Origin of the sequence: Saccharopolyspora indica (genome assembly GCF_027853965.1) — a bacterium.
Taxonomy (GTDB): domain Bacteria; phylum Actinomycetota; class Actinomycetes; order Mycobacteriales; family Pseudonocardiaceae; genus Saccharopolyspora; species Saccharopolyspora indica.
The window spans coordinates 37,347-59,922 of record NZ_JAQGLB010000021.1 but is presented as its reverse complement, the minus strand read 5'-3'; the positions used below and the strand labels follow the sequence as shown (position 1 = coordinate 59,922).

24 protein-coding genes are annotated in these 22,576 nt (G+C 68.3%); 7 read left to right on the top strand and 17 right to left on the bottom strand.

The annotated features are described in order from the left end of the window. Positions 1-282: 282 nt before the first annotated feature. Positions 283-1,440 carry a GH25 family lysozyme gene (locus tag OU416_RS32665; protein ID WP_270930917.1) on the bottom strand — a complete coding sequence of 386 codons (1,158 nt, stop codon included), beginning with the start codon at positions 1,438-1,440 and terminating at the stop codon, positions 283-285. 318 nt (positions 1,441-1,758) lie between these two features. Here OU416_RS32665 and OU416_RS32660 point away from each other — a divergent pair, with 318 nt between their 5' ends. Then, the gene (locus OU416_RS32660) at positions 1,759-4,137 is read left to right on the top strand and encodes a Tex family protein (RefSeq protein ID WP_270930988.1); all 2,379 of its coding nucleotides are present in this window, start codon (positions 1,759-1,761) and stop codon (positions 4,135-4,137) included. 84 nt (positions 4,138-4,221) lie between these two features. Here the strand turns inward: OU416_RS32660 and OU416_RS32655 are convergent, their stop codons facing one another. The 9 genes from OU416_RS32655 to OU416_RS32615 form a co-directional block, all read right to left on the bottom strand. Further along, a complete protein-coding gene (locus OU416_RS32655; protein WP_270930916.1) occupies positions 4,222-4,626 on the bottom strand; it encodes a HEAT repeat domain-containing protein in 405 nt (134 codons plus the stop codon). Between the two features lie 230 nt (positions 4,627-4,856). After that, the gene (locus tag OU416_RS32650) at positions 4,857-5,333 is read right to left on the bottom strand and encodes a hypothetical protein (RefSeq protein ID WP_270930915.1); all 477 of its coding nucleotides are present in this window, start codon (positions 5,331-5,333) and stop codon (positions 4,857-4,859) included. Between the two features lie 5 nt (positions 5,334-5,338). After that, positions 5,339-9,187, bottom strand: coding sequence for a DUF6531 domain-containing protein (locus OU416_RS32645; protein WP_270930914.1), 3,849 nt, complete (start codon positions 9,185-9,187; stop codon positions 5,339-5,341). 10 nt (positions 9,188-9,197) lie between these two features. Then, the gene (locus OU416_RS32640; RefSeq protein WP_270930913.1) at positions 9,198-9,899 is read right to left on the bottom strand and encodes a WXG100 family type VII secretion target; all 702 of its coding nucleotides are present in this window, start codon (positions 9,897-9,899) and stop codon (positions 9,198-9,200) included. Continuing rightward, the gene (locus OU416_RS32635; protein WP_270930987.1) at positions 9,896-10,213 is read right to left on the bottom strand and encodes a type VII secretion target; all 318 of its coding nucleotides are present in this window, start codon (positions 10,211-10,213) and stop codon (positions 9,896-9,898) included. The genes OU416_RS32640 and OU416_RS32635 overlap by 4 nt, the downstream gene beginning before the upstream one ends. Positions 10,214-10,215: 2 nt before the next feature. Beyond that, positions 10,216-10,665 carry a YbaB/EbfC family nucleoid-associated protein gene (locus OU416_RS32630; RefSeq protein ID WP_270930912.1) on the bottom strand — a complete coding sequence of 150 codons (450 nt, stop codon included), beginning with the start codon at positions 10,663-10,665 and terminating at the stop codon, positions 10,216-10,218. 132 nt (positions 10,666-10,797) lie between these two features. Continuing rightward, positions 10,798-11,829, bottom strand: a complete 1,032-nt coding sequence (locus tag OU416_RS32625; protein WP_270930911.1) for a hypothetical protein — start codon at positions 11,827-11,829, stop codon at positions 10,798-10,800. Between the two features lie 45 nt (positions 11,830-11,874). Beyond that, complete coding sequence (locus OU416_RS32620; protein WP_270930910.1) at positions 11,875-12,072, bottom strand: DUF397 domain-containing protein; 198 nt, start codon at positions 12,070-12,072, stop codon at positions 11,875-11,877. Beyond that, complete coding sequence (locus OU416_RS32615; RefSeq protein ID WP_270930909.1) at positions 12,069-12,920, bottom strand: helix-turn-helix domain-containing protein; 852 nt, start codon at positions 12,918-12,920, stop codon at positions 12,069-12,071. Before OU416_RS32615 ends, OU416_RS32620 begins: the two co-directional genes overlap by 4 nt. A gap of 123 nt (positions 12,921-13,043) precedes the next feature. Here OU416_RS32615 and OU416_RS32610 point away from each other — a divergent pair, with 123 nt between their 5' ends. Continuing rightward, positions 13,044-13,253: a zinc finger protein gene (locus tag OU416_RS32610; RefSeq protein ID WP_270930908.1), complete on the top strand. Its 210-nt coding sequence runs from the start codon at positions 13,044-13,046 to the stop codon at positions 13,251-13,253. A gap of 50 nt (positions 13,254-13,303) precedes the next feature. Next, on the top strand, positions 13,304-13,597 hold the full coding sequence (locus OU416_RS32605; RefSeq protein ID WP_270930907.1) for a hypothetical protein: 294 nt from the start codon (positions 13,304-13,306) through the stop codon (positions 13,595-13,597). A gap of 230 nt (positions 13,598-13,827) precedes the next feature. Here OU416_RS32605 and OU416_RS32600 read toward each other — a convergent pair whose 3' ends face one another. The 3 genes from OU416_RS32600 to OU416_RS32590 all read right to left on the bottom strand — a co-directional run bounded on the left by OU416_RS32600 (position 13,828) and on the right by OU416_RS32590 (position 17,219). Beyond that, a complete protein-coding gene (locus OU416_RS32600; RefSeq protein ID WP_270930906.1) occupies positions 13,828-15,387 on the bottom strand; it encodes an SMI1/KNR4 family protein in 1,560 nt (519 codons plus the stop codon). 131 nt (positions 15,388-15,518) lie between these two features. Continuing rightward, positions 15,519-16,640, bottom strand: coding sequence for a hypothetical protein (locus tag OU416_RS32595; RefSeq protein ID WP_270930905.1), 1,122 nt, complete (start codon positions 16,638-16,640; stop codon positions 15,519-15,521). A 3-nt stretch (positions 16,641-16,643) separates the two neighbouring features. Next, the gene (locus OU416_RS32590) at positions 16,644-17,219 is read right to left on the bottom strand and encodes an NADAR family protein (protein WP_270930904.1); all 576 of its coding nucleotides are present in this window, start codon (positions 17,217-17,219) and stop codon (positions 16,644-16,646) included. 288 nt (positions 17,220-17,507) lie between these two features. On the opposite strand from OU416_RS32590, the gene OU416_RS32585 reads away from it, so the two are divergent. Genes OU416_RS32585 through OU416_RS32575 form a run of 3 tightly spaced genes read left to right on the top strand, consistent with a single transcriptional unit; the run spans position 17,508 to position 19,721 of the window. Then, positions 17,508-17,915: a helix-turn-helix domain-containing protein gene (locus OU416_RS32585; RefSeq protein WP_270930903.1), complete on the top strand. Its 408-nt coding sequence runs from the start codon at positions 17,508-17,510 to the stop codon at positions 17,913-17,915. Beyond that, positions 17,905-18,531, top strand: a complete 627-nt coding sequence (locus OU416_RS32580; protein WP_270930902.1) for a M48 family metalloprotease — start codon at positions 17,905-17,907, stop codon at positions 18,529-18,531. The genes OU416_RS32585 and OU416_RS32580 overlap by 11 nt, the downstream gene beginning before the upstream one ends. Further along, positions 18,528-19,721 carry an MAB_1171c family putative transporter gene (locus tag OU416_RS32575; protein ID WP_270930901.1) on the top strand — a complete coding sequence of 398 codons (1,194 nt, stop codon included), beginning with the start codon at positions 18,528-18,530 and terminating at the stop codon, positions 19,719-19,721. The genes OU416_RS32580 and OU416_RS32575 overlap by 4 nt, the downstream gene beginning before the upstream one ends. 4 nt (positions 19,722-19,725) lie before the next feature. Here the strand turns inward: OU416_RS32575 and OU416_RS32570 are convergent, their stop codons facing one another. From OU416_RS32570 to OU416_RS32555, 4 genes are all read right to left on the bottom strand, one after another. Next, the gene (locus tag OU416_RS32570) at positions 19,726-20,205 is read right to left on the bottom strand and encodes an SgcJ/EcaC family oxidoreductase (protein WP_270930900.1); all 480 of its coding nucleotides are present in this window, start codon (positions 20,203-20,205) and stop codon (positions 19,726-19,728) included. After that, positions 20,205-20,474, bottom strand: coding sequence for a hypothetical protein (locus tag OU416_RS32565; protein ID WP_270930899.1), 270 nt, complete (start codon positions 20,472-20,474; stop codon positions 20,205-20,207). The genes OU416_RS32570 and OU416_RS32565 overlap by 1 nt, the downstream gene beginning before the upstream one ends. 230 nt (positions 20,475-20,704) lie before the next feature. Continuing rightward, entirely contained in the window at positions 20,705-21,313 is a 609-nt protein-coding gene (locus OU416_RS32560; RefSeq protein ID WP_270930898.1) for a phosphatase PAP2 family protein, read from the bottom strand. 200 nt (positions 21,314-21,513) lie between these two features. Next, positions 21,514-22,083 carry a TetR/AcrR family transcriptional regulator gene (locus OU416_RS32555; protein ID WP_270930897.1) on the bottom strand — a complete coding sequence of 190 codons (570 nt, stop codon included), beginning with the start codon at positions 22,081-22,083 and terminating at the stop codon, positions 21,514-21,516. An 88-nt stretch (positions 22,084-22,171) separates the two neighbouring features. Between OU416_RS32555 and OU416_RS32550 the strand changes: the two genes are divergently transcribed. Beyond that, positions 22,172-22,570, top strand: a complete 399-nt coding sequence (locus OU416_RS32550) for a DUF4267 domain-containing protein (protein ID WP_270930896.1) — start codon at positions 22,172-22,174, stop codon at positions 22,568-22,570. Positions 22,571-22,576: the final 6 nt, after the last annotated feature.

Genomic DNA, 22,576 nt, shown 5'->3' with positions numbered 1-22,576 from the left:
GAGGATATCGGTCCGGCACGTCGGGTACGGCCCGCTCCCCTGAATCGAAACCTCCGGCGAACAACAGCCGGACAGCAGGCGACCGATCCCCGCAGAACCCACGAAAGTCCACAAAGGACAACCTCGGGACGGGCACTTTGCGCTGGTGGACGCCCGTGAGCGTTTTGGGGTGCTCCAGCGCCCCAAAACGCTCACGGCATGTGACCAGCGCAAAAGGAGCAGGCCGCCCGCTTTCGCGGACGGCCTGCTCGGTGTCGAAGTTCCGCGGCGCGAACGCCGGGGTCAGCGAGCCAGCTTCTCCAGGCGCGCCATGCCCTCCTGGAACTGGTTCAGGTCGGTGTTGCCGTTGATCCCGGCAACGCTGCCCTCGTCGGTGTACTGCCAGAAGTGCCAGTTGCTGAAGCCGCTGGGCACCGTGGGGCTGTCCACACCGTAGGACGCCAGCCACAGCGGGTGCCCGTCGAAGGAGTTGGTGCTGCCCATGCACTCCCGCCAGAAGGACGGGTTGGCGTAGATGATCGGCTCCTTGCCGGTGCGCTCCTTGACCTTGTCGTTGAAGGTCTGGGTCCACTGGTGCATCTGCTCGACCGACATCCCGTAGCAGCCGCCCGAGTTCGGGTCGACCTCCAGGTCCAGCACCGGCGGCAGGGTCTTGCCATCGGCCTGGTAGTCAGCGACGTCCAGGAACCGGTTGGCCTGCTCCTCGGCGGAGGAGGAGCTCGGCCGCGCGAAGTGGTAGGCGCCCGCGATCAGCCCGGCGTCCTTGGCGCCGTGGTACTGCTCGCTGTACCGGGGGTTGGTGAAGCTGGTGCCGTCGGTGGCCAGCACGAAGGTGAACTTCTTGCCGTCCGCGGCGACCTTGCTCCAGTCGATGGGCCCGTTGTGGTTGGACACGTCGATGCCTTCGACCGGCGGGCCGAGCGGGGCCTCCGGCTCGGGTGCCGCGGCCTGCGGCTCCACCGGCTGCGGGGCGGGCTGCTGCTGCAGCGTCGCGTGCTGCTCCAGCGCGGCCTGCTGCTCGGGGATCGGGGCGGCCATCGCGGCCTCCTCGACCTCGGGCTGGGCGGGGCCGGCGACGGCGGTGCCGATCACCAGGCCCACCACGCCGACGGCCGCGACCGCGGCGCCGGCCTGCATCGAACGGGTCCGCGAGGCCCGCGCGACGGGCTCGGGAAGCTTGTCCTGAACCGCGGCCACGTGCGGCGCAACCCTCTCCCGGAAGCGCCGCACCACCGGTGCGTCCTGGACCCGCCGCAGCAGCGGGGCCAGCCACCGCAGCACGCGCTCGACCAGCGGCGCGAGCCACGCGCGAACGCGGTCCGCGGCGGTGCGAAGTGCCTGGTCGGCCCGGTGGGCCGCGGAGGTGGACGCCTGCTTCGGGGTGGAAGCGTTGTCGTGGTTTTCGGGGGTTCTCGGTTGGTCGGGGGTTTCGGGGTTCACGAGAAACCACACTCCAGCACGGAGCGTGTACGTGCATCGCGGTTTGTACGTGCCCGAGTACCTAGATTAACCCCTTCGAGCTACAGCACCCGCATGATCCGTCACGATTCGTGACAACAGCGGGTCACGCCCCGAGAGCAAGGCGGCCCACGTCACAAGCTCGGCACGCCGCGCATCGTTTCAATTGAAACTGTGGTGATCAGGACCGCGTGGGCCGCATCCCGACACGCCGACGCGAGTGGCCACGTAGCCTGCGGGCGCGGTCCGGCAGAATGTCCGGTCGGATCTGGCGAAGATCGCAGAGAAGGCGGAATCAACATCGTGACGACTGTTCATCAGAAGATCGCCGAGGAGCTCGGCGTCCGGGAGCGCCAAGTGCAGTCGGCCGTCGAGCTGCTCGACGGCGGGTCGACTGTGCCGTTCATCGCCCGCTACCGGAAGGAAGCGACCGGCGCCCTCGACGACGCCCAGCTGCGCACGCTCGAAGAGCGGCTGCGCTACCTGCGCGAACTCGAAGAGCGGCGCAGCACGGTGTTGGAGTCGATCAGCTCCCAGGGCAAGCTGACCGACGAGCTGGCGGCGCAGATCAACGCGGCCGACTCCAAGGCCCGGCTGGAGGACATCTACCTCCCCTACAAGCCCAAGCGCCGCACCAAGGCCCAGATCGCCATCGAGGCCGGCCTGGAGCCGCTGGCCGACCAGCTGCTGAGCGACCCGGGCAACGACCCGCAGCAGACCGCGGCCGGTTTCGTCGACGCCGACAAGGGCGTCGCCGACGCCCAGGCCGCGCTGGACGGCGCCCGGTCGATCCTGGTGGAGCGCTTCTCCGAGGACGCCGACCTGATCGGCGAGCTGCGCGAGAAGGTCTGGACGCGCGGCCGCATGGTCTCCAAGGTCCGCGAGGGCAAGGAGGAGGACGGCGCGAAGTTCGCCGACTACTTCGAGTTCTCCGAGTCCTTCACCGACCTGCCCTCGCACCGCATCCTGGCGCTGTTCCGCGGTGAGAACGAGGAGGCGCTGGAGCTGTCCCTGGAGCCCGACGACGGCTCCGAGCAGGTCGGCCCGACCGACTACGAGCTGCGCATCGCCCAGCAGTTCGGCATCGCCGACCAGGGCCGCCCGGCGGACAAGTGGCTGTCGGACGTGGTCCGCTGGGCGTGGCGGACCCGCATCCTGACCCGCCTGAGCGTCGACGTGCGGCTGCGGATGCGCCAGCACGCCGAGGACGAGGCGGTCCGGGTGTTCGCGGCCAACCTGCGCGACCTGCTGCTGGCCGCGCCCGCGGGCTCGCGCGCCACGATGGGCCTGGACCCGGGCTACCGGACCGGCGTGAAGGTCGCGATCGTGGACGGCACCGGCAAGGTCGTGGCCACCGACACGATCTACCCGCACCAGCCGCAGCGGCAGTGGGACCAGTCGCTGGCCAAGCTGGCGACGCTGGCCAAGGCCCACGACGTGGACCTGATCGCGATCGGCAACGGCACCGCCTCCCGCGAGACCGACAAGCTGGCCGCCGAGCTGATCAGCCAGAACCCGGACCTGAAGCTGACCAAGATCTCGGTCTCCGAGGCGGGCGCGTCGGTGTACTCGGCCTCCGCCTACGCCTCGCGCGAGCTGCCGGACCTGGACGTCTCGCTGCGCGGCGCGGTGTCCATCGCCCGCCGCCTGCAGGACCCGCTGGCGGAGCTGGTGAAGATCGACCCGAAGTCGATCGGCGTGGGCCAGTACCAGCACGACGTGTCGGAGACGAAGCTGTCGCGCTCGCTGGACGCGGTGGTCGAGGACTGCGTGAACGCGGTCGGCGTGGACGTCAACACGGCCTCGGCCCCGCTGCTGACCCGCGTGTCGGGCATCAGCGACACGCTGGCGGCCAACATCGTCGCGCACCGCGACACCAACGGCCCGTTCCGCACCCGCCAGACCCTCAAGGACGTGGCCCGCCTGGGCCCGAAGGCCTTCGAGCAGTGCGCGGGCTTCCTCCGCATCCCGGACGGCGACGACCCGCTGGACTCCTCGGCGGTGCACCCGGAGGCCTACCCGGTGGTGCAGCGCATCATGGGCAGCACCAGCACCGAGATCCGCGAGCTGATCGGCAACACCCGGGTGCTGAAGTCGGTGCAGCCCGAGGACTTCGTGGACGAGAGCTTCGGTCTGCCGACGGTGACCGACATCCTCGCCGAGCTCGACAAGCCGGGCCGCGACCCGCGTCCGGAGTTCAAGACGGCGACCTTCGCCGACGGCGTGGAGAAGATCGCCGACCTCAAGCCGGGCATGACCCTGGAAGGCGTGGTCACCAACGTGGCGGCCTTCGGCGCCTTCGTGGACGTCGGCGTCCACCAGGACGGCCTGGTCCACGTCTCGGCGATGTCGAAGAACTTCGTCAACGACCCCCACGACGTGGTCAAGTCGGGAGACATCGTCCGCGTCAAGGTCCTCGACGTCGACATCCCCCGCAAGCGGATCTCCCTGACCCTCCGCCTCGACGACGAACCGGGCGCGGGCGGCAAGCCGGAGCGCGACGCCAACCGCGGCGGCAGCCGAGGCCAAGGCGGCGGCAACCGCAATGGAGGCGGCCGAGGCGGCAAGGGCGGCCAGAACCGCAACGGAGGCCAGGGACGCGGCGGTCAGCGCCAGCGCGACAACGCCCCGAGCGGAGCGATGGCCGACGCCCTCCGCAAGGCAGGCTTCGGGAAGTAGCCACAGATGAGGGGCGCCCTTGGCCGGTTTAAGCGGTCAAGGGCGTCCCTCAATCCACCGAGCCCACGAAGCGAGACGGGACGACTAGCCCCGCCCCGACAAGTTCTTTCGCGCCGCTTCTCGAACAACCTCGGACGGGTCGGCGATCAACTTTTCCAGCAAGTAATTCGGAGTCTTCTTGTTGCTGGAAACACGTTCCCTGACGGACTCATCGGGGTCCTCGGCGAGCACTTCGAGGACACGTGGTGGGGCCTTGCGCTTCATCGCCACGCGGAACCGGACCGCAGGGTCCGCATCTGACGCCAGGGCTTCGAGTATCTCGACCGGAACAGTCTTGTTGTGAACGACCCACTCCCGCATCGACGGATACTCATCGACAACCCTCCTCCACACCTCGAGGGGTGCGTCCTCATCGGCCGCGCGGCGGTACTCCTCCGGGACAACACTCGAACGCAGGCGGACAAATTCCGCTGCGCTTTGAATCGTCATTTCACCTTCATTTCATTCCAGGGAATGAACTTGATCCGACCAAGGGGTGCCTTGACCAGCACAGCCGGTCAAGGCGCCCCCTTGCGCATACGGCTCGTACGCAGGCCACAAGTCATCCTCCTGCACAGACCCGGAGGACGGTTAATCAGGCGTTCCCGCAGCACACGACACCCCGCCGCACCAACCAGAAGGTGCAGTCGCCCCGAACCAGGGTGTAGATCGGCGATGCTTCAGCCGGCGATCAGTTCCTTCTGCATGGCGATTGAAGCCAGACACTGCCGGTTGTTGAGCTCCTCGTCGAGCGTTCCTTCTTCGAGTTCTTCGTGGTCGACAACAGCTGCGTAGCAGTAGTTCAGCACGGTGTACAGGTGCTCGGCCTCCATGCCGGTCTCCGGGATGCCGAAGCAGTTGGCGACTGCGAGGACGAGTGGAGCGACTCCGGATTCCACTCCCTCGGACACGATGGCCGTCATCTCTTCCTCAGCACCGTCAGGCAGTGCCTGACCGGTGTAATTCCCCCCGACCGCGGAGCGAGCGATCCCGAGGCATCGCCGAAGCAGCTGGCCTGCCTGGCTGTCGGGGACGGGCGGGTCGAAGGAGGTCATCGTGCTATCGATGGCTTGCACCGCGACGGCGTAACGTTGCGCAGGCGCCAGTTGGCCGATCTGAGACCGCGCCGATGCCATTTCCCTGTCCCAAAGTTCCATGGTCATCAGTCTATCAGCGTGATATTCGGATACCCGGCGATCCTTCCGCGGCAGTCCTGCCGGGCAGGACCGCACGCAGGACGTGAGGAAGCGATACGTCCGGACGTGCCGTTGTTCAGCGTCAAGTCGCCCTTGTCGTGGGCGTTGAGCATGATCTGTTCAGCGTCGGTTTGATTCGGCCCGGTGTATTTCTTTCCATTCACCCGCTCATAGCCGAGGTTATCCGCAGTCTCTCGCACAGCCGGGGATGTTCCGTTTCGATTGACCGTGTAGACATAACGCCCGTCGAACTCCCCGGTGGCCACCGTCATTCCGTTGTAGGCAATTCTTCCACCAACTTCGGTTTGCCCCACCTTGACCGCTTCGTGGATCGCCCTGGCATCGGCGAGCATTTCCGCGTCGGACTTGGTCAGACCGAGCGGGTCCGCCCACGACAACGGGTTCTCGACGTAACCGTGCTGGTTGGGACCGGCGTCCAAGCCGAGCGGGTCCGGACTCGCGTACGTCGCTGTGGACGAGTCGTAGAACCTGGTGAAGTTGTAGTGCCAGCCAGTCTCGGCGTCGTAGTACTGGCCGGGGAATCGCAACGGGCAGTCAACCGACGCATCATCGGCCTGAACACTTCGTCCCCACAGATCCGTGGTGGGGTTCGCGGCGATCTGACCATCCTGGTCGATCACCTCGGAAGGAGTCCCGACCAGATCAGTGACGATAGCGTAGAAGGCAGCGTCGAAAGCCGCCTGATCATTCGGTCGGAACTGATCGGTTTGGGCTGCTGGGCGGAACGTCCCGGGTTCGTAGTCCCAGGTGCGCGTCTTCGTCGCGCCCGGCGCATCCGGACTCTTCGTGGCCTGCTCGGCCAGGCTGGTGCCGTCCCAGAAGAAGCGCGTTTCCTCGACCGGCGTTCCATCTTCACCGAGGCGCTGCTTGGCGATCCGACGTCCGAGCGGGTCGTAGCAGTAGTGCCACTTCGTGCCGTCGGGCGTGGTGACGTCGGTTAGCCGATCATCGGCGTTCCAGACGTAGCGCCAGGTCTTTTCCTGACCGGACAGAGTGCGACGAGTCTGGCGAACCACACGACCTTGACCGTCGTGCTCGTACACAGTTCGTCCGGCTCGCCGTACGAGGGTACCGGTGAACTCGCGTTCTCCGTCGATCTCGTCGTTCGACAGCGATCCGGTGATGTTCGACGAAGTCGGGTTTCCTGCGGCGTCATAAGCGTATTGCTCACGCCAATCCGAGGCCTGCACGACAGTGACGTGGCCAGCCCGGTCGAGGCTGTAGGTCCGCTCACCCCGGAGTTGGTCGTCGATACGCAACGGGTTGCCGTCAGAGCGGTACTCGTAAGCACGCCGCTGGATGACATGGCTTCCCTCGCGGGTCGTGACCAGCGGCGACGGAGGACGCGCGGCAGCCGTGATCGTCTGGCTGGCGAGTCGCCCAGCCACGTCCCAAGACTGGCTCAGCACCGCAGCCTGTCCTAGGAATCGTGTGATCTCCCGACCGGCGGCGTCGTAGGCGAAGCGCAGCGAACCAGCGTGGTTGGAGAGGGAGACGGGCTGCCCCGCGCCGTCGTAGTCCCAGCGCGAGACCAGCCCACTCGGTGTGGTGCGTGCGGTCCGTCGTCCGGCAGCGTCGAACTCGCTGATAACCGCATGCCCGTCGATGCTGTCGGTGATCGTCCGACCGACCGGGTCTCGAACGAGGTCGACTTGCGCTTCAGGCCCCGCGGCGTGCACGAGCCGTCCGGCCCGGTCGTAGGCCAAGGTGGTGATCTGGCCATCCACCGAACGCTCGATCACTCGACCGAACACGTCCCGCTGGTACTGCACGCGTTGACCTGCACCATTGACGCGTTCGACGAGATTGCCAGTGGCATCAGGACGGTAGGAGACGCGGCGCCCGTTGAAGTCGGTTTCAGCGGTCAAACGGTCTGCGGCATCGTATTCGTAGCGCCATTGGAGGCCTTGCGGATTGGTGACCGAGACCAAGCGCAGTTCGTCGTCATAGGCGAACTCGTAGCGCCTGCCATCACGCCCCGTGCGCGAGGTGGGAAGGTGGAAGTGCGTGTAGGTGAAGGTGGTCCAGTACCCGGCAAGGGATTGGTACGCGATGGCGTTGCCCGCCGCGTCGTAGCTCCAGCGCTCGCGCGCGCCGTCCGGCGCTTCCCTCCAAGTGGGCAGCCCCTCGATGGTCCAGCCGTACCGCGTCACGCTGCCCGTTGCATCGACTGCTTCGGTGATGCGGCCGAACACATCTCGTTCATATCGCAGGAATCCGCCTGCTGGGTCGTCCATGCGCTCAACCAGTCCGAGCGCGTCGGACTGCACTCGCGTGGCGTTCCCCAGCGCATCGGTGAAGCCTGCGAGCATGCCTCGCCGGTCGTAGGCATAGGTCGTTGTTGCACCGGTGGGGTCGGTGGTGCTGGTGATGTTGCCGCGCTCGTCGTAGGCATAGCGCCACTCGGCACCATCCGGGCCGACGACTCGGACTGGTTGGCGCCGATCGTTGTAGTCGGTCGTGGCGACAGCACCATCGGACAGCACGATGCGTACGACGTTGTCATGCTCGTCGAACTCGTAGCGAGTCGTGTTGCCCAGGGCGTCCGTTCTGGTGTGCACCCTGCCGAAGCGATCCTGCTCCGAGCTCGTGATGTGTCCCAGCGGGTCGACGGTCTTGACCACGTGCTGGTGCGCGTCGTAGTGGTACTCGGTGGCGTGGCCCAGGCTGTTGGTGACCGTCGTGACCCGACGCTCGGTGTCGTAGTGCAGGCTGGTGGACAGAAATCCGTCAGGCCCGGTTCCCCGGATGGCGCGGCCAGCATCGTCGTACTCATAGCAGTACCGCCCGCCCGAGCGGTCGACCCATGCGGTGATCCGCGAAGCGACGTCGTACTCGTAGCGATGGGGAACGCCCGAGGAATCGACGATTTCGGTCAGCCGACCACCCGGGTCGTAGCCGTACCGCAGCACGGTGATCCCGGGGCTGTCGGGATCACGCGTGAGCAGCCGAAGTCCTTCAACCCGGATGCCGGATTCGGTTTCGGCGGTGTCGACAGCGACGCGATACCCACCAGCGTGCCGAACTTCCACCGGAACACCGGACTCGTCGTGCAGGTAGGTGATCCGGTGACCGTTTCGGTTCGTCATCGCCGAAATCGGCCTGACCCGACTGGGTTGCCCGTTGGTAGCAGTGAAGTGCCGAGTCCAACCTGCCTGGGGATCCTCGATCCGAATCGCACCGTCGGTGTCCCAGGTCAAGGGCCATCGTGCGCCGTTTGCCGGATACAACTGCTGCCCGGGCCAGGTGGGCTTCGGATAGCGGAGAACTTGCGCGTCGTCCCCGAAGTACCGGATTCCGTCGTCGGACACCTCCACCCGCTGGTCCAGCGTCGACGACCAACCAGGACCGAAGAGCTGCCCACCGTCGTAGCGAGACGCGTAGGCGCGCCGCAGAACCAACGGCAGCAGTCCGGGAAGTGCTAGGTCTTCAGCTGAATCGAGCACCTGCCCGGAGACGACGTCGACGGGGTCGGTATCGCCCTTCTCGGTCTTCTCGTTGCCCTCGGATTTCTGTCCCGGGCCATCCTGGTCATGAGGGTCCTGGTCGCCGTCCTTCGTGTTCCGTGAAGGCGGGTCCGCCGGCGGGTCGCTCTTCGGGGGCGTGTTGCCCGCCGGGCTGGTGGAGCTGTCGCCGTTGGAGCCGGCTCGGCCTTGTTTGGCCAGGTCTTGGGTTGCGTCTTGGGCTTTGGAGACGCTGGAGCTGGCGTCTACCTTGCTGGTCTTCTGCGACGGGGGTGCATCGGAATCCGTTTTGGTGTTCTTTCCGTTGCCTCCCTTGGGCTTCGGTGTCACGGATTCCCCCTCATCCGCTCATGAGCTTGCTCAGGTTCGTCAGGCTTTCGATCAGGCTCGTGACGTAGGTGAAGATGCGGCCGACCCACTTGACCACCGCCGCCACGATCTGGGCCGCGATCACCGGGATCGTCACCACGAAGATCGCTTCGACCGCCCACACGATCACTCGGGCCACCAGGTCGGCGATCAGGTCTCGGACGATCTCGCGGGTCATCTCCACCAGGCCGCCCGCGCCTTCGGTGGCCGAGGCCATCGCCGCCGAGATCGCGGCCAGGCCGCCGACCGCTTCGACGTTGTTGGCCATCATCGACTGGTAGGCGTCGGCCGCTGCTCCCTGCCAGTCGGGCAGGTCGCTCTCCAGGCTCGACTTGAGGTCTTCGGCCATGGAGCCGAGTTCGGTGGCCATGTTGTTCCAGGTGGCGGCGTGGGATTTGACCACGTCCGGCATGCCGGTCAGCTCGTCGAGGATCTCGCGCAGCGGCTCGAAGTACTCCATCGCCCAGCCGATGCCGTTGGACAGCAGGGCGCTGAACGGGTCGAGCACGCTCGCCGCGACTTCGAGGCCGAGGCCGACTCCGGCCAGCGCGCCGGAGACCCAGTCCTCGCTCTGGATCGCGGTGTACAGGCCCTCGATGCCGTCGGCGAGGCCGGAGCCGGTCCACGCCTTGCGGGACGACTCGACCGGGGCGACCAGCGAATCGTCGCTCACGGCATCTCACCGCCCGAGGACTGGATCGCGTCCGCGTGCTCCTGGTCGATGCTCTCGTAGTCATCAGCCGTGGCGCGCAGCGATTCGGCCGCGAGCGAGAGGTTCTCCGCGACGAAGTCGACCAGTTCGTCCTGGCGGGTGTGCCTGCCTTCGAGGACTCCGGCGATCCAGCCGCAGAGCAGCCCGTAGGCCTGGTCGTCCTGCTGGATGTGCGAGCTGGCGGACTTCACCGCGTCGAAGCGGGCCTGGATCTCCTCGACCTTGCCCGCGTGCGCGCGGATCTGCTCGGCGCTGACAACGTAGCCGTCGCCCATGGTCACCACTTCTCCATGAACGACTGCGGCTCGGTGCCGTCGTCGACGTCGGGTTCCGGTGCGGGTTCGGCGGGTTCGTCGGTGCGCAGGTGGTTGCCGACCGATTCCGAGATCGCGCGGGCCGCCGCGGATTCGGTGCCGACCGTGTCGGCGATGATCTCCTGGGAGCGGTCGGCGAGCTGGTTCTTCGCCTGGGCCAGGGTTTCCATGATGGTCCGCGAGACCACGTCGGGCGCGGTGCGCTCCATCTTGCTGGTCAGCTTGATGTCGACCAGCGCGCCCGTGGAATCGATGGTGAGCTCGACCAGGCCCTTCGGGTCGGTCGTGGTGACCCGGACCTCCTGCAGCCGGTCGCTCATCGTCTTGGTGTCGGCGGCGAGCTTCTCGATCCGGTCCTTCCACGCCGCCAGCCGTTCGCGGGCACCGTCCGGATCGAGGATGTTCCCGTCCATGCGCTCCCCCCAGAATCACGTGCGGACACGAAGCCTCGAAGCGGCAGGGTAATCAGCCCGGCGCACGCGTGGGAGGGAACGCGATCAAATGGCCCGATCGGCGGCACGGCCACCACTCATCGCACCAGTGGTTCAGCGCGTCCGACCGATCGGCCCGGGCGGGGTGCAGCCGTGACGAGCCGCGGACTGCTGCGCGAAGCGCTGCAGATCGGCCAGTTCCGCGTCGTCGAGGGGTTCTTCGTTGAAGCTCCGGTCGGTTCCCTCGAGCACTGATGCCGTGAAGAGGCCGCGGTCGAGCGGACTCGGGCAGGTGGCTGACGTCCAGATGTAGTACCCGTTCGCACCCGACGGTTCGTCGAAGCCCAAGCTGCTCGCGTAGGCCTCCTCGAAGTGCCCGTACATCGCGGTGAGCTCCAGGCCGTCGACCAGCACGCACTTCTCGCCCGGCGCCGTTGCCGCATCGGTTTCCCGAACCGCTTCGGCCGACGACATCCCGGCGCACGTCCCGGACGCCTCAGCGGCGGGCACGGTCCGGTCGGTTCCTCCCGGAACCGCGAGCTCGACGTCCCCGCCGAACTGCGCATCGCACCCGGTCCGCTCGGCAGCGGACCGCGCTGTCTCGATGGCGGCGCGGACCAGGTTGGGGCGCATGCCGGGAATGCTCTCCCCCTCCGAGCGATCGACCGTCACCGCGATTCCGTTGCCTTCGTCCCTCTCCCAGTTCCGGCAGCCCACCAGCACCGATGCGACTCGATCGGAGTTCGCGACGAGGCCGGACCACCCAGCTTCCAGCGGAACCGGGAAGGAATCCAGGTTGCCGCGAAACGAGTAGAAGGAGATGGTCTGCATGCTCTCGTCCGGAGTCTCGATGCGAACGTGCGCGTTCCCGACCTTGCAGGTCACGTCCACGCTCTGCGAACCGATCTCCTCCTGGCCGTCATGCGCCAGCTCGAAGTCGGAGCCGATCAGGCTCAGCCTGCTCGCCCCGGACAGCTCGAGGATCGGATCGACGGGAAGCATCCCGTCACAAGCCTTCCCCACCATCGCGGCCGGGTACTGCTGCCAGAACCCGTACCCGCCGGCTCCCACCAGCAGCACGACCGCCGCGATGACGAACCACTTGCGGAACCGCCGCACCCTGCCTCCACCGCCCGAGTCACTCATTCGGAGCAGCGTAAACGATCTTGCCGTCGCAACCGGCAGGTTCGGTCAAACCTCGAAGCGGCCCGCCTTGACGGCGGTGACGAATAACCGCCACTGGTCAGCGGTCGTCGTGAAGTACCCGGCACCCCGGTCCTTCGAGTCCCGCACCGCCGCGCCGCAGGTGGTGGGCGCGACCTCGACGCAGGCGCTCACCTGCTGTGAGCGGGAAGACTTACGCCAGTTCGTGGGGCTCACCGTCGTCATGTGCTCGAGCCTTGCAGTTCTTCGATGACATCCGCAATGAGCTCAGCAGAACGCCCTGAGTCCATCGCAACTTCTCGAAGCGTCGCGACAGCACTCTGATATGCAGACACTTCCTTGCTGTAGAGGAACGCACCCGAAGCGAAGTGTTCCAGGTGAACGATGGGCTGGCTCTTCGGGAACTCGTACAGGATGAACGAGCCAGCATGCGCTGGGTGCCACCGATCAGCCACCGCAGGCAGCACGAGGATGGTGACGTTCGAGAACTCGCCCATCTTCAGCAACTGCCGCAGCTGATCCGCCATGACCGCTGCGCCGCCGATCCGCTGCCAGAGCGCCACCTCAGAGATGATGGCCGTAAACTCCGGAGCATCTGACCGCGAAAGCACATCGCGCCGTCCCACTCGCATGGCAACGCGAGCTTCGAGATCTGGCCCTGGCACTTCACCCATCATCGCTCGCGCGAAGTCAGCGGTCTGCAGCAATCCCGGAACAATCCCGGTTGCGACCTCGACGATGTTGGTCGCAGTTCGTTCGAACTCGATGATCGTCGTCAGCTCACGACGAAGTCCGGTCTTCCCGGTCTCCAACCAGTTCGGATGCTCGGCCCCTCGCGCCATGTCCACCAGCTCGGCGTACCGCTCACCGTTCACGCCCAGCGTTGCCAGAATCTGCGCCACGTCTTCCGGCTTCGGTAAACGCGTACCTGATTCGTAGCGCGACACCGACACGTGGCTGACGCCGATCTGATCAGCGAGTTCCTGCTGCGTCAACCCGGCGTGACGACGGCACTCGCGAAGTTCGGCGCCGAGTGCACGAGCCTTGGGCGTGTGTTCGGATTTTCCGACCATGAAAACAATGCTAGGCCTTTGACCTGCGGAAACAACCCCCTATCGGGTAATTGATCGATCGATTCACCACCGGCAAACTTTTACCGGTAAGCGCGGTAAGTCACTTCGAGACAGGAGCCGCTGATGTATCCGTTTCACTGGGTGCCTGCTGCGGGGCAGCGGCATGCGAGCTTGGCCGACAAGCCCGTCGGGTGCGCCTATCCGACCGGGACCGTCGTCGAAACGCTGTGCCAGCAAGAGGTTTCCGCCGACAGCAGCGAGCTGGCGTGGCTCTGGGGCACCTGCGCCGAGTGCAACCAGAAGGCCCGGCAGATCGCCGGTGTCGATCCCTGAGCGCGAAAACCGCTGCCCTTCCCGCTCGACCAACCAGGAGGAACCGACCGATGTCCCCGCTCTGGACCGTAACGGCGTGCCTGCTCTCGATGTTCACCGGCATGACGCTGATGTACGCCTGCCACCGGCGCCCCCAGCACGCGGGCGCAGGCGAAGGCGCGACGAACGTCTGGCAGCTCATCGAGCACGTAGAAGCCGAAGCCCGCCGAACCGAACCCACCGGCAGACACCACCTCCGCGAACCAGACGTCCCCGAACCACCACCGCGATGGCCCGAAACCCCACCCGAAGCTCCCCCGCTGGAACTCCACCACCGCGTCCTGGAATCCCTGCGACGCCTCTAGAAGACCCGGCTCGATGCGCCCCCGACCCCGAGCATCGAGCCGCGCGGCCGGGCGGCTTCGCCCCTCCCCGACACCGCCCGGCCGCACCCCCGCTCAGCAGCCCGGTGAAGGGCACCTTTGGGCAAGTAAGTTGCTAAAAGGTGCCCTTCACCGGGCTCCGACCACGTTGGGGGGGTGAAGGGCACCTTTCGCCAACATGTTTGGTGGAAGGTGCCCTTCACCTCGTTGAGTCAGGTCGTGGTGCCGGAGGTGGTGCCGAGGGGGATCGGGGTGCCGGTGAGCCATTCTGACCAGTCGGCGGTTTCGCGGAGCGAGCACGTTGCCGTTCGTTCCACCGCCGCCAGGTTCGGGGGGCGGAGGTTCGCGCGGCGCAGGGCCGCCCATTGGGCCGCGTTGAGGATCAGGACGCGCAGCTGGGGCAGGTCCGCGATCGGTGTGGGGTCCGCGAGCTCGACCGCTGAGAGGTCCAGCCTGGTCAGGGCAGGTAGCGTGCGCAGCACCTCGATGTCGAGGCGCTCGGCGGCTCCGGCGAGCTTCAGGTCCCAGAGCGTCGGCTGGCCCGCCAGGGCTTCGAGGTCGATGCGTTCGGCTTCGATCGCCAGGGATTCCAGCGCGGGCAGGCCGTTCGAGGTCGGTGTGACCAGCTTCGCGCGGTTGATCCGCAGTTCGCGGAGGTTCCGCAGCGGGGCCAGCGCGGCCAGGTCCAGGTCGACCGCGTCGTTGACGTGGATGAGCTGCGCTTCCTCGGCCTGGTCGACGATCTCGGCGAGCTCGCGGTTGCCGAAGTCGTGGTAGACCAGCTCGGCGAATCCCGCTCCGCCGAAACCGGCGTAGGTCTGCAGGTAGTCCGACTCGTCGTCCTCGTAGTCGCCCTCGCGCAAGGCCTCGACGACACCGGTCAGCACCGCGGTCACCGATTCCGCGTAGTAGTCCGGCGGGCCGTGGACGTCGCGGCCGTACTCGAAGACCTGGCCGGATCTGCCGCGCTCGGCCGGGTCCAGGTCGACCGCGAGGTTGTTCATCGCGAAGTCGGTGGCGAAGGTGATCCACCAGTCGTTGCGCGAGAGGCGCTTGATGACCTCCGGCGGATCCGATTCGAAGACCACGGCGTCGTCGAACGGCCCGTCGTTCCAGCCCAGCGAGCCCGGCTGGTGGTACTCGACGACGTGGTCCAGCGGGTAGGGCGAGAACTTTCCGAGCAGGCCGGTCTCCGCCGCGTCGTCGCGGGTCATCCGGTAGAGCGCGCGCAGGTCTTCGGGCAGCCGGGCGCCCAGTTCGGCTTCGGCCGCGGCGATCTCCTGCTCGGAGTACCCGGGCCGCAGCGCCGGTGGCCGCCCCTTGATCTGCTCGTAGCGCTCGACGAACTCGCGGAACAGCGCGGCGATCTCGGCCAGCACCGCCGGATCGGTGGGCGCTCCGGTGCACCTCGCCGCCGCGGGCAGCGCCATCCCGGGCAACGGATGCCCGGGCAGCCGGAAGTCGTCGTCGAGCACCACGCGGGACTCCGACTCCAGCTCCGCGCTGAACGCCAGCTCGAACCGGCCGCATTCGCGCACCACCAGCTCCACGATCAGCGGGCGGCCGCGGCGCGGCACCGGGAGCAGCTCGACGAGCGCCGACTTCGCGTCGAAGAAGTCGGGATCGAGATCGACCTCGACGCCGACCGGGTGCGTGATCCGGGTCGCCCCGGCTTCCACGCGCAACCACACGACCGCGGGCCCGGTACGCCCGCCCCCGGTGCGCACGCCCAGCGCCAGCCGCCGGGCCGCCGCCTGAAGTCCCGTTGTCATGCGGGAATTCTCCACGTACCGGCCCCAACGGCCGAACCCGGCACCCCCGCCCAACTGACCTATAGCGGACACCGCTGACCGGCCCGCAGCCGAATGGTCCTTTCGCACCAAGGCAACACGACGTCGAGAAGTCAGCGCCGCGCGAACAACGCGCTGAACCACCGAGGAGTTCCTTCCGGCATGCTGCCAGCGGCGACGCGCTCCAGCTCGGTGACCGGGACGCGTTCCCGCTTGGCCCCCGCCTTGAGCGATGCGAGGCTCGCGCTCACCTGCTCCGCGGAGTGGACCCACAGGTCGCAGAGCGCGTACCCGTAGGTGGAGGTGCGGTCCGCCCGCAGGGAGCGGGCTGCGACGTCGGGGAGGTCGCGCAGCACCAGGGCCATCCGGGTGCGGGAGTGCGCGGCGATGTACGTCGGGTTGAGCACGGATCGCGGTTGCCCCGGAGCCCGGAGCTCCCGCGGCCCGCTCCACGAGGTGATCCGCGCATCGCGGACGACCAAGACCTCGGCGATCTCGTCCCAGCCGATCGCCAGCCCGCCGCGGGTGATGACACCGGTCTCGGTGACGGCCAGATCGATCGCGTCGGCGCCGCGCCGGCTCAGCAGCGGGACGGCCAGCACCGCGAGCGCGATCCCCATCGTCAGGAACATGAACGAGATCGACGGCACCAGCACCCGCGCGGTCAGCCACTCATCGGTGAAGAACCACTCCCCGAAGCCGCTGAAGTGCTCCGGTGCGTTCCAGGCCCAGGAGTCGACGAGCGGGTTGGACCACATCGACCACAGGTGGTCCAGGTAGGCGAGCAGGCAGTAGCCCAGCAAGAACGCCGAAGGCGATCCGAGCAGCAGGAACAGCCCGGTCCGCCAGAACAGGTCCGCCTGGCCGCGCGGGGAGGAGCGCAGCACCCGCTCCGGCAGCGCAGCGGGGCGCCGCCCGTCCGGGTCGGCGTGCCGGGGTCGGCGAAGCCGGTGGAAGCGGTTCGCCGGTCGCAGTCGTTCGATGATGGGGCGGTTGAAGAGGAAGAGCCCGATCCACACCGCGATGACCAGGACGAGGGCGATGAGCGGGCCGACGACGAGGACACCGGATCCGCCGTCCTCCACCATCATCGCGATGATCCACGCGCAGAGTCCCGCGAGCGCCAAGGACGCCAGCTTCGCGGCGATGGCACCGAAGGCTTCGGCGGTGTAGAACCCCGAGCGTTCGGTCAGGTAGGCCTCGATCGCGATGCGCCGCAGGGCCTCGGCTCGCATCGATCAGGCCTCGGTCGCGGAGGCTCGGCAGCCCGCCAGCTGCTCGCGGACCTCGCCGAGGGCGAAGCCGAGGAGGTTGAGGCCGCGCCACTGCTCCGGCGAGTCGGCTCGCGGGTCGTCGGCGGCCAGGCCGATGCCCCAGACCTCGTCCACCGGGCTGGCCTCCACCAGGACTCGCTTTCCCGTGCCGCGGAGGAACTCGGCCAGTTCCGGGTTCTGCGCGAACTTGGCGGCGTTGCCGGTGCGGACGATCTCGCAGCGCGCTTCCTCCCAGCGCTGCTGGTCGAAGCCGCGGACACCGCGGCCGAGCGCCTTGGCGCGCTGCGGGTGGCCGGATCGCAGGATCCGCTCCGCGCTGTCGAGGTCGTCGAACAGGATCGCCTTGCGCCACATCATGTAGTGCTCCGCGGTGGCGAAGGTGTGCCCGTCGACGACGAACGGGGCCGGCCACCACTGGCTCAGGCAGCCCTTGCCCGCGCGGCCGTCGCGCTCCGGCTGGTGGCCCCAGAAGTGCAGGAACTTGACCCGGTGCCCCTTGCGGGTCAGGTCGATCAGCTCGGCGACGTTTCGCGGGTTCATGACCGGAAGTGTCGCAAACGTCCGCATTGGACAACAGCAGGTTTTCCGGCGCGTGGCCCCCGTCACCCCGGGTGACGACCTCCGGCGCAGCTGCGGTGGCGATCACAACGGCCGTGGGAGGCTTGGGTGCCAGGCAGGACGCGGTGCGCACGCCGCGCCACGCCCTGTCTGGCACACCCCCAGCACCCCGATTCCACGATCGTGGAATCTCGACAGACGGTAATCTTAGATGCGAGAATCCGTCAATCGCCGAAACGGTCCAAGACCCGTGAAATCCCGGAGAGTGTGATGAACGACCCTGGCGCCGCCCTGGCCGAGCGGCTGGCGTGGCTGCGGGAGTCCTTCCCCAACCGCGAGACGGGCAAGCCCTACGAGGTGAAGGCGATCGCCGCGGCCACCGGCATCTCGCTCTCGCAGCTGTACAAGATCCTCTCCGGTGAGTCGCCGAACCCCGGCTGGCAGCACCTCAAGGCGCTGGCCGGCTTCTTCGGCGTCCCGCTGGACACCTTCGACGACGGCGAGCACGGCGAGCGGATCCGCACCCAGCTGGCCGCGCTGGTGGAGCTGCGCAGCCTGAAGGAGGGGGGTGTGGAGGCGGTGAGCCTGCGCGGGCTGACCCCGGCCCAAGCCGACCGCATTCGCGGCGTGGTCGAGGACCTGCGCCGCTCCAACACCTCGGGTCACGATGAAGCATGAGCCTGATCACGAGTCGTTCCGCTGCGTGCGCCTGGTGCTGGTCATGAGCCAGGATCGCGATGTGAACCCGTCCCAGCAGCGCGATCTCGCGGCCCGGTGCCAGGAGCTGGCGGCCGCCCTGCCCCTGCCGTCGCCGTGGGACCTGGAAGCGTTCATCGCCGAGCTCGCCGAGCTGCGCGGGCGGCCGATCGAGCTGCGCCGGGTGTCCGCTGTGGAGTCCGACAGCCCGTGCGGGGCGCTGATCTCGCTGGCCGACCGGGACGTGATCGGCTACCTGCCGAGCACCCCGCTGCACGAGGAGCACATCATCCTGCACGAGGTCGGGCACCTGGTGTGCGGGCACTCCGACACCAAGCTCGCCGACTCGCCGCTGGTGGCGGCGCTGGTGCCGGACCTGCCGCGGGAGCTGGTGCAGAGCGTGCTCGGCCGCTCGGCCTTCGACGCCACCACCGAGCAGGAAGCCGAGCTGGTGGCCAGCCTCTACCTGTACCGCGCGGGCCGCGCCCCGGCGCCGATCCGGCGGGTGCGCAAGCTCGACGCGAAGTCGGGCCGCACGCTGCGCGAGATCCAGGCGACCTTCGACAGCGCCCGCCGCGGCCCCGAGAAGCGCCGATGACCAGCATCGTCCTGCAGAGCGCCGGTCTCATCGCGGTGCTGGCAGCGCTGGCCAAGCTCGTCCAGTCCCGGCGTTCGCCGACGCCGAGCGTGCGCTACCTGTGCGGCGCGATCGGTTCGGTGGGCCTGTCCGCTGCGCTGGTCGCCACCACCTCGCTGACCTGGGTGGCGACCTGGGAGCCGATCCCGAACTCCGGGCGGCTGGTGGCGAACATGCTGGCCATCCTGGCGGCGGTGTGCGTGCACGGGCTGCTGGCGCACCTGGTCCACGAGCCCGCCGAAGCGCGCCGCGTGATGCGCATCCAGTTCCTGGTGGCCGCGATCGCAGCGGCCGTCATGGCGGTGCTGCTGATGTCCGCGGGCATCCCGTTCGACCCGGACTTCCTGGCCGCCTTCGCCGACCGCCCCGCCGTGGCGGCCTACCTCGTGGTGTTCTCGCTCTACATCGGCTCGGCCACGCTGGCGTTCGGCTGGTTCCTGCGCAGCTACATCTCCCAGACCAGCCGCCGCTGGCTGCGGGCCGGGCTCCGCACGATCCAGGCGGGCTGCGTGGCCTCGGCGGCCTGGGCGGCGAGCAAGATCGCCGCCGCGGCCGTGTCGGTGGCCGGGCACCAGCCCGGCATCCTGGACCCGATCGGCGGGGCCTGCGCGGCGGCGTGCGTGGCGCTGGTCGCGCTCGGCGCCACCATGCCCGTGTGGGGACCGCGGTTGTCGTTGCCGTTCGACTGGTGGCGCACCAAGCAGCAGGCCCGCCAGCTCCGTCCACTGTGGAACCGGTTGGCCGGTGAGCTCCCGCAGATCACCCTGCCCGCGGGAATGGGCGCGCCGAACGCGCAGTTCGCCCTGTACCGCCGGGTGGTGGAGATCCGCGACGCCCAGCTCGTCCTGCGCCCCTACGTCCACCCCGAGGTGAGCGCGTGGGCCCGCCGGGCAGCCGGTGAAGCGGGCCTCGACGAGCGCGCGGCGCACCAGACCGTGGAAGCGGCCTGCCTGGTGACGGCGCTGGACGCGCACGCCGCGGGCCACCGCCACCAACCGGAACCGGACGAGAGCAGCGCGCCGTACCGCGGAGTCGCCTCCGACACCCGCACCGAGGCGAGCTGGCTGATCAAGGTCAGCCGGGCGGCGGAGCTCTCCCCTATCGTCGCGAAGGTGCGCGACCGGGCCCGGGCCGACCTCCCGGCGACCTGACCCGTCAAGCGATCCGGGTGACCTGAACCGTCGTGAGGGCCCAGCCGTCGGCGTGCTTCGCGGCGATCATGGTGTTCATCGATCGCCGGTCGGCCGACAGCGCGGTGTCCCCGGCTTCCAGGATCCCGCCCGAGGTGTGCAGGACCGCCACGTCGTCGGTGACGAGCCGCAGGTCCTCGACCTGGAGCTCGATCCGCGAACCGCGCAGGAACGTCCCGAACAGCTGCGAGTGCACCCCGGCGATCTCGGTTCGCCCGCGCAGCAGCGCACCGTCGAAGGTGACGTGGGTGGCCTCGGGCGCGTAGGCAGCGCCGAACGCCTGGCCATCACCGGCGTTCCAGGCCGCGACGTAGCGGTTCATCAGGTCGAGCACAGCCGCCTCGTCGGTCCTCGTTCCAGCGCCAGGAGATTCCGCCGCACCGCACGCGGCGGTACCGAGGAGCGCGACCGCCAGCAGACCTGGGAGCAACGCCTTCCCGATCATCAGGCCCCGCCTTCCCGGACCGCGGCGGTGTACCGGCCCGCGGCCGCCGCGCCGATGACGGCGACTACGTGCCCGGCGAGAGCGACCATCCACCCGGTTCCCGCGATGACGTCGACGACGACTCCGACGACAGCTCCCCCGGCGAAACCGGCCCATGCCCCGACCAGTCCCAGGAGCAAGGCGCGGACCGGTGGTGCGTGCCGGGTGATGACGACGAGAACTGCGGTCACCAAGCCGATGGCCGTGACCGACAACAAGGGCATCAGCATGGCTTCACCATGACGTCCTGCTGCCGCACCGGGATCCGGCAGTGCCCCGAGGCCGTCCCGGACCAGGACCCTTACGCCACCCGTGCCGCGCGACGCCGCGTTCGGTGTTCCGCCTGGGAGCGCGGGTGCGGTTTCGAGTGCGATTTCGCGCGAAATCGCCACCTCGCCGTCATGCGGAACGCCGATTTCGCGCGAAATCGCCACCAACCCACCGCGCTCGGGACCAGGAGTCAGGCGAGGGCCGCGAAGAGGCCGCCGCCGACGATCGCGCCCACGATCGCGCCGATGGTGACCTGGGCCGCCGTGTGGTCGCGGAGGTGCACTCGGGACCACGAGATCGCCGCGACCACCAGCAGCAGGGCCCAGCACACCGGGTGGAAGAGCATCGCGAGGATCACCACCGCGCCCGCCGCCACCGCCGAGTGCATCGAGATCTTCCACCAGACCGTGATCCCGCCGGTGACGAACAGGGACACGATCATCGCGATGTCCAGGGCGATCAGCAGCCACGGCGCGCTCAGCAGCACCAGCAGCCCCAGGCCCACCAGGCTCATCACGATCAGCGCCACGAACGGCACGAACCGGCCCGCCCGGTCGCGCACGTGGTGGCTGTCCCAGCGCCCGGTGCGCGCGCCCCACACGATGACGCCCATCGGCAGGATGCTGCTGGTCGCCGAGACCAGCAGCCCCCAGCCCAGCGCCGGGCCGATGCTCTCGGTGGCCCGCCAGGCGACCGCGAGCGGCAGCACCACCACGATCACCCACGGTGCGAAGATCTCGGTGAGCACGCGCGCCACACGGTCCGTCGCGGTCTTCGTCTCGGGTGCTGCGTCGGTCATGGGCGATCCGCCCCTCCGCGTTCTTCAGTGGTGGTTGCGCCCGGGATCGACCTCGCGTTTCGCGGTTTCTCGTGGCTGGGTTGCATCACGGTTCCCCGAGGCGCGGTCGAGCAGGACTCCGTTGACACGAGGGGTGTCATGGGTTCGGGCTGCGGTCGGCAAGGAGTGTCACACGGCCCGTGATCGCGGCGTGCCGGCGCCTAGGCCACGCTGTCGATCAGCAGGTCCAGGCGTGCTTCGCGGTGGCTGGCGCGGAGGCGGTCGCCGCGGGCGAGGACGGCCAGGCCGTGGACCGCGCTCCAGACGACTTCTGCGTAGGTCTCCACGTCGCGGTCGCCGGCCAGCGGTTCCAGCACGGCGATGATCTCGGCGAACGCCTCCTTGAGCTCGGCGGGCGAATCGTCGGCGCCGAAGGGGATGTCCAGCGGCCGGACGAACATCGCTTCGTAGAGCGCCGGGCGGTCCTGCGCGAATCCGAGGTAGGCGTCGATCACCGCGCGCAGGGCGGCTTTGGGTGAGCGGCGGCCCGTGCGCGCCCGGCGCAGCTCGACGCCGAGCTCGGCGAAACCGTTCACCGCCACCGCCGCGAGGATGGCGTCCTTGCCGCGGAAGTGGCTGTACAGCACGGGTTGGCTGTACTCAACGCGTTCGGCCAGCCGCCGAGTCGTGACCGCGTCCCACCCTTCGGCTTCGAGGAGTTCCCGCGCCGAATCGACGATCAGCCGGTGCCGCTCGGCACGTTCCCGTTGCTTGCGCTCCTGCACGGACATGACTGGATCCTAGCACCGCTAGACAATCGAGCGGCATTATCGCTAGCGTTGCTAGTGCATCGATCAGCGCTAGACCTTGGAGTGGTTCATGACGCTGCGCAGGTTCAACACCGGATTGATCGTCGTGCTGGGACTGTTCGTGGTCTCCTTCGGACTCCGCTTCGTCGTCGACGGGGCCGGAGCGGCGGCGGGCTTCGGCATCCCCGAGTGGCCGCAGGGCAACGCCGCGGGCTACTTCATCGTCAAGGGCGTCCGCGACCTGTTCAGCGCGGCGGTGATCTTCATCCTGCTCGCCCTGGGCCAGCGCCGGGTCTTGGCCTGGATCGCGCTCGCCGCGGCGGGCGTCCCCTTCGGCGACACCGTCGCCGTCCTGACCAGCGGCGGATCCCCGGCAGCGGCCTTCGGGATCCACGCGGCCACCGGCGTCGTGGTGGTCATCGCGGCGCTCCTGCTGTTCCGCGAACGCCCGGCCGCAGCACGCGGCTGAGCGGGG

Bases quoted from the DNA above. Each gene is read 5' to 3' on its own strand.
- OU416_RS32655 (WP_270930916.1), bottom strand. From the start codon at position 4,626: ATGACGATTCAAAGCGCAGCGGAATTTGTCCGCCTGCGTTCGAGTGTT.
- OU416_RS32650 (WP_270930915.1), bottom strand. From the start codon at position 5,333: ATGGAACTTTGGGACAGGGAAATGGCATCGGCGCGGTCTCAGATCGGC.
- OU416_RS32635 (WP_270930987.1), bottom strand. From the start codon at position 10,213: ATGGGCGACGGCTACGTTGTCAGCGCCGAGCAGATCCGCGCGCACGCG.
- OU416_RS32630 (WP_270930912.1), bottom strand. From the start codon at position 10,665: ATGGACGGGAACATCCTCGATCCGGACGGTGCCCGCGAACGGCTGGCG.
- OU416_RS32625 (WP_270930911.1), bottom strand. From the start codon at position 11,829: ATGAGTGACTCGGGCGGTGGAGGCAGGGTGCGGCGGTTCCGCAAGTGG.
- OU416_RS32620 (WP_270930910.1), bottom strand. From the start codon at position 12,072: ATGACGACGGTGAGCCCCACGAACTGGCGTAAGTCTTCCCGCTCACAG.
- OU416_RS32615 (WP_270930909.1), bottom strand. From the start codon at position 12,920: ATGGTCGGAAAATCCGAACACACGCCCAAGGCTCGTGCACTCGGCGCC.
- OU416_RS32610 (WP_270930908.1), top strand. From the start codon at position 13,044: ATGTATCCGTTTCACTGGGTGCCTGCTGCGGGGCAGCGGCATGCGAGC.
- OU416_RS32605 (WP_270930907.1), top strand. From the start codon at position 13,304: ATGTCCCCGCTCTGGACCGTAACGGCGTGCCTGCTCTCGATGTTCACC.
- OU416_RS32600 (WP_270930906.1), bottom strand. From the start codon at position 15,387: ATGACAACGGGACTTCAGGCGGCGGCCCGGCGGCTGGCGCTGGGCGTG.
- OU416_RS32595 (WP_270930905.1), bottom strand. From the start codon at position 16,640: ATGCGAGCCGAGGCCCTGCGGCGCATCGCGATCGAGGCCTACCTGACC.
- OU416_RS32590 (WP_270930904.1), bottom strand. From the start codon at position 17,219: ATGAACCCGCGAAACGTCGCCGAGCTGATCGACCTGACCCGCAAGGGG.
- OU416_RS32585 (WP_270930903.1), top strand. From the start codon at position 17,508: ATGAACGACCCTGGCGCCGCCCTGGCCGAGCGGCTGGCGTGGCTGCGG.
- OU416_RS32580 (WP_270930902.1), top strand. From the start codon at position 17,905: ATGAAGCATGAGCCTGATCACGAGTCGTTCCGCTGCGTGCGCCTGGTG.
- OU416_RS32575 (WP_270930901.1), top strand. From the start codon at position 18,528: ATGACCAGCATCGTCCTGCAGAGCGCCGGTCTCATCGCGGTGCTGGCA.
- OU416_RS32570 (WP_270930900.1), bottom strand. From the start codon at position 20,205: ATGATCGGGAAGGCGTTGCTCCCAGGTCTGCTGGCGGTCGCGCTCCTC.
- OU416_RS32565 (WP_270930899.1), bottom strand. From the start codon at position 20,474: ATGCTGATGCCCTTGTTGTCGGTCACGGCCATCGGCTTGGTGACCGCA.
- OU416_RS32560 (WP_270930898.1), bottom strand. From the start codon at position 21,313: ATGACCGACGCAGCACCCGAGACGAAGACCGCGACGGACCGTGTGGCG.
- OU416_RS32555 (WP_270930897.1), bottom strand. From the start codon at position 22,083: ATGTCCGTGCAGGAGCGCAAGCAACGGGAACGTGCCGAGCGGCACCGG.
- OU416_RS32550 (WP_270930896.1), top strand. From the start codon at position 22,172: ATGACGCTGCGCAGGTTCAACACCGGATTGATCGTCGTGCTGGGACTG.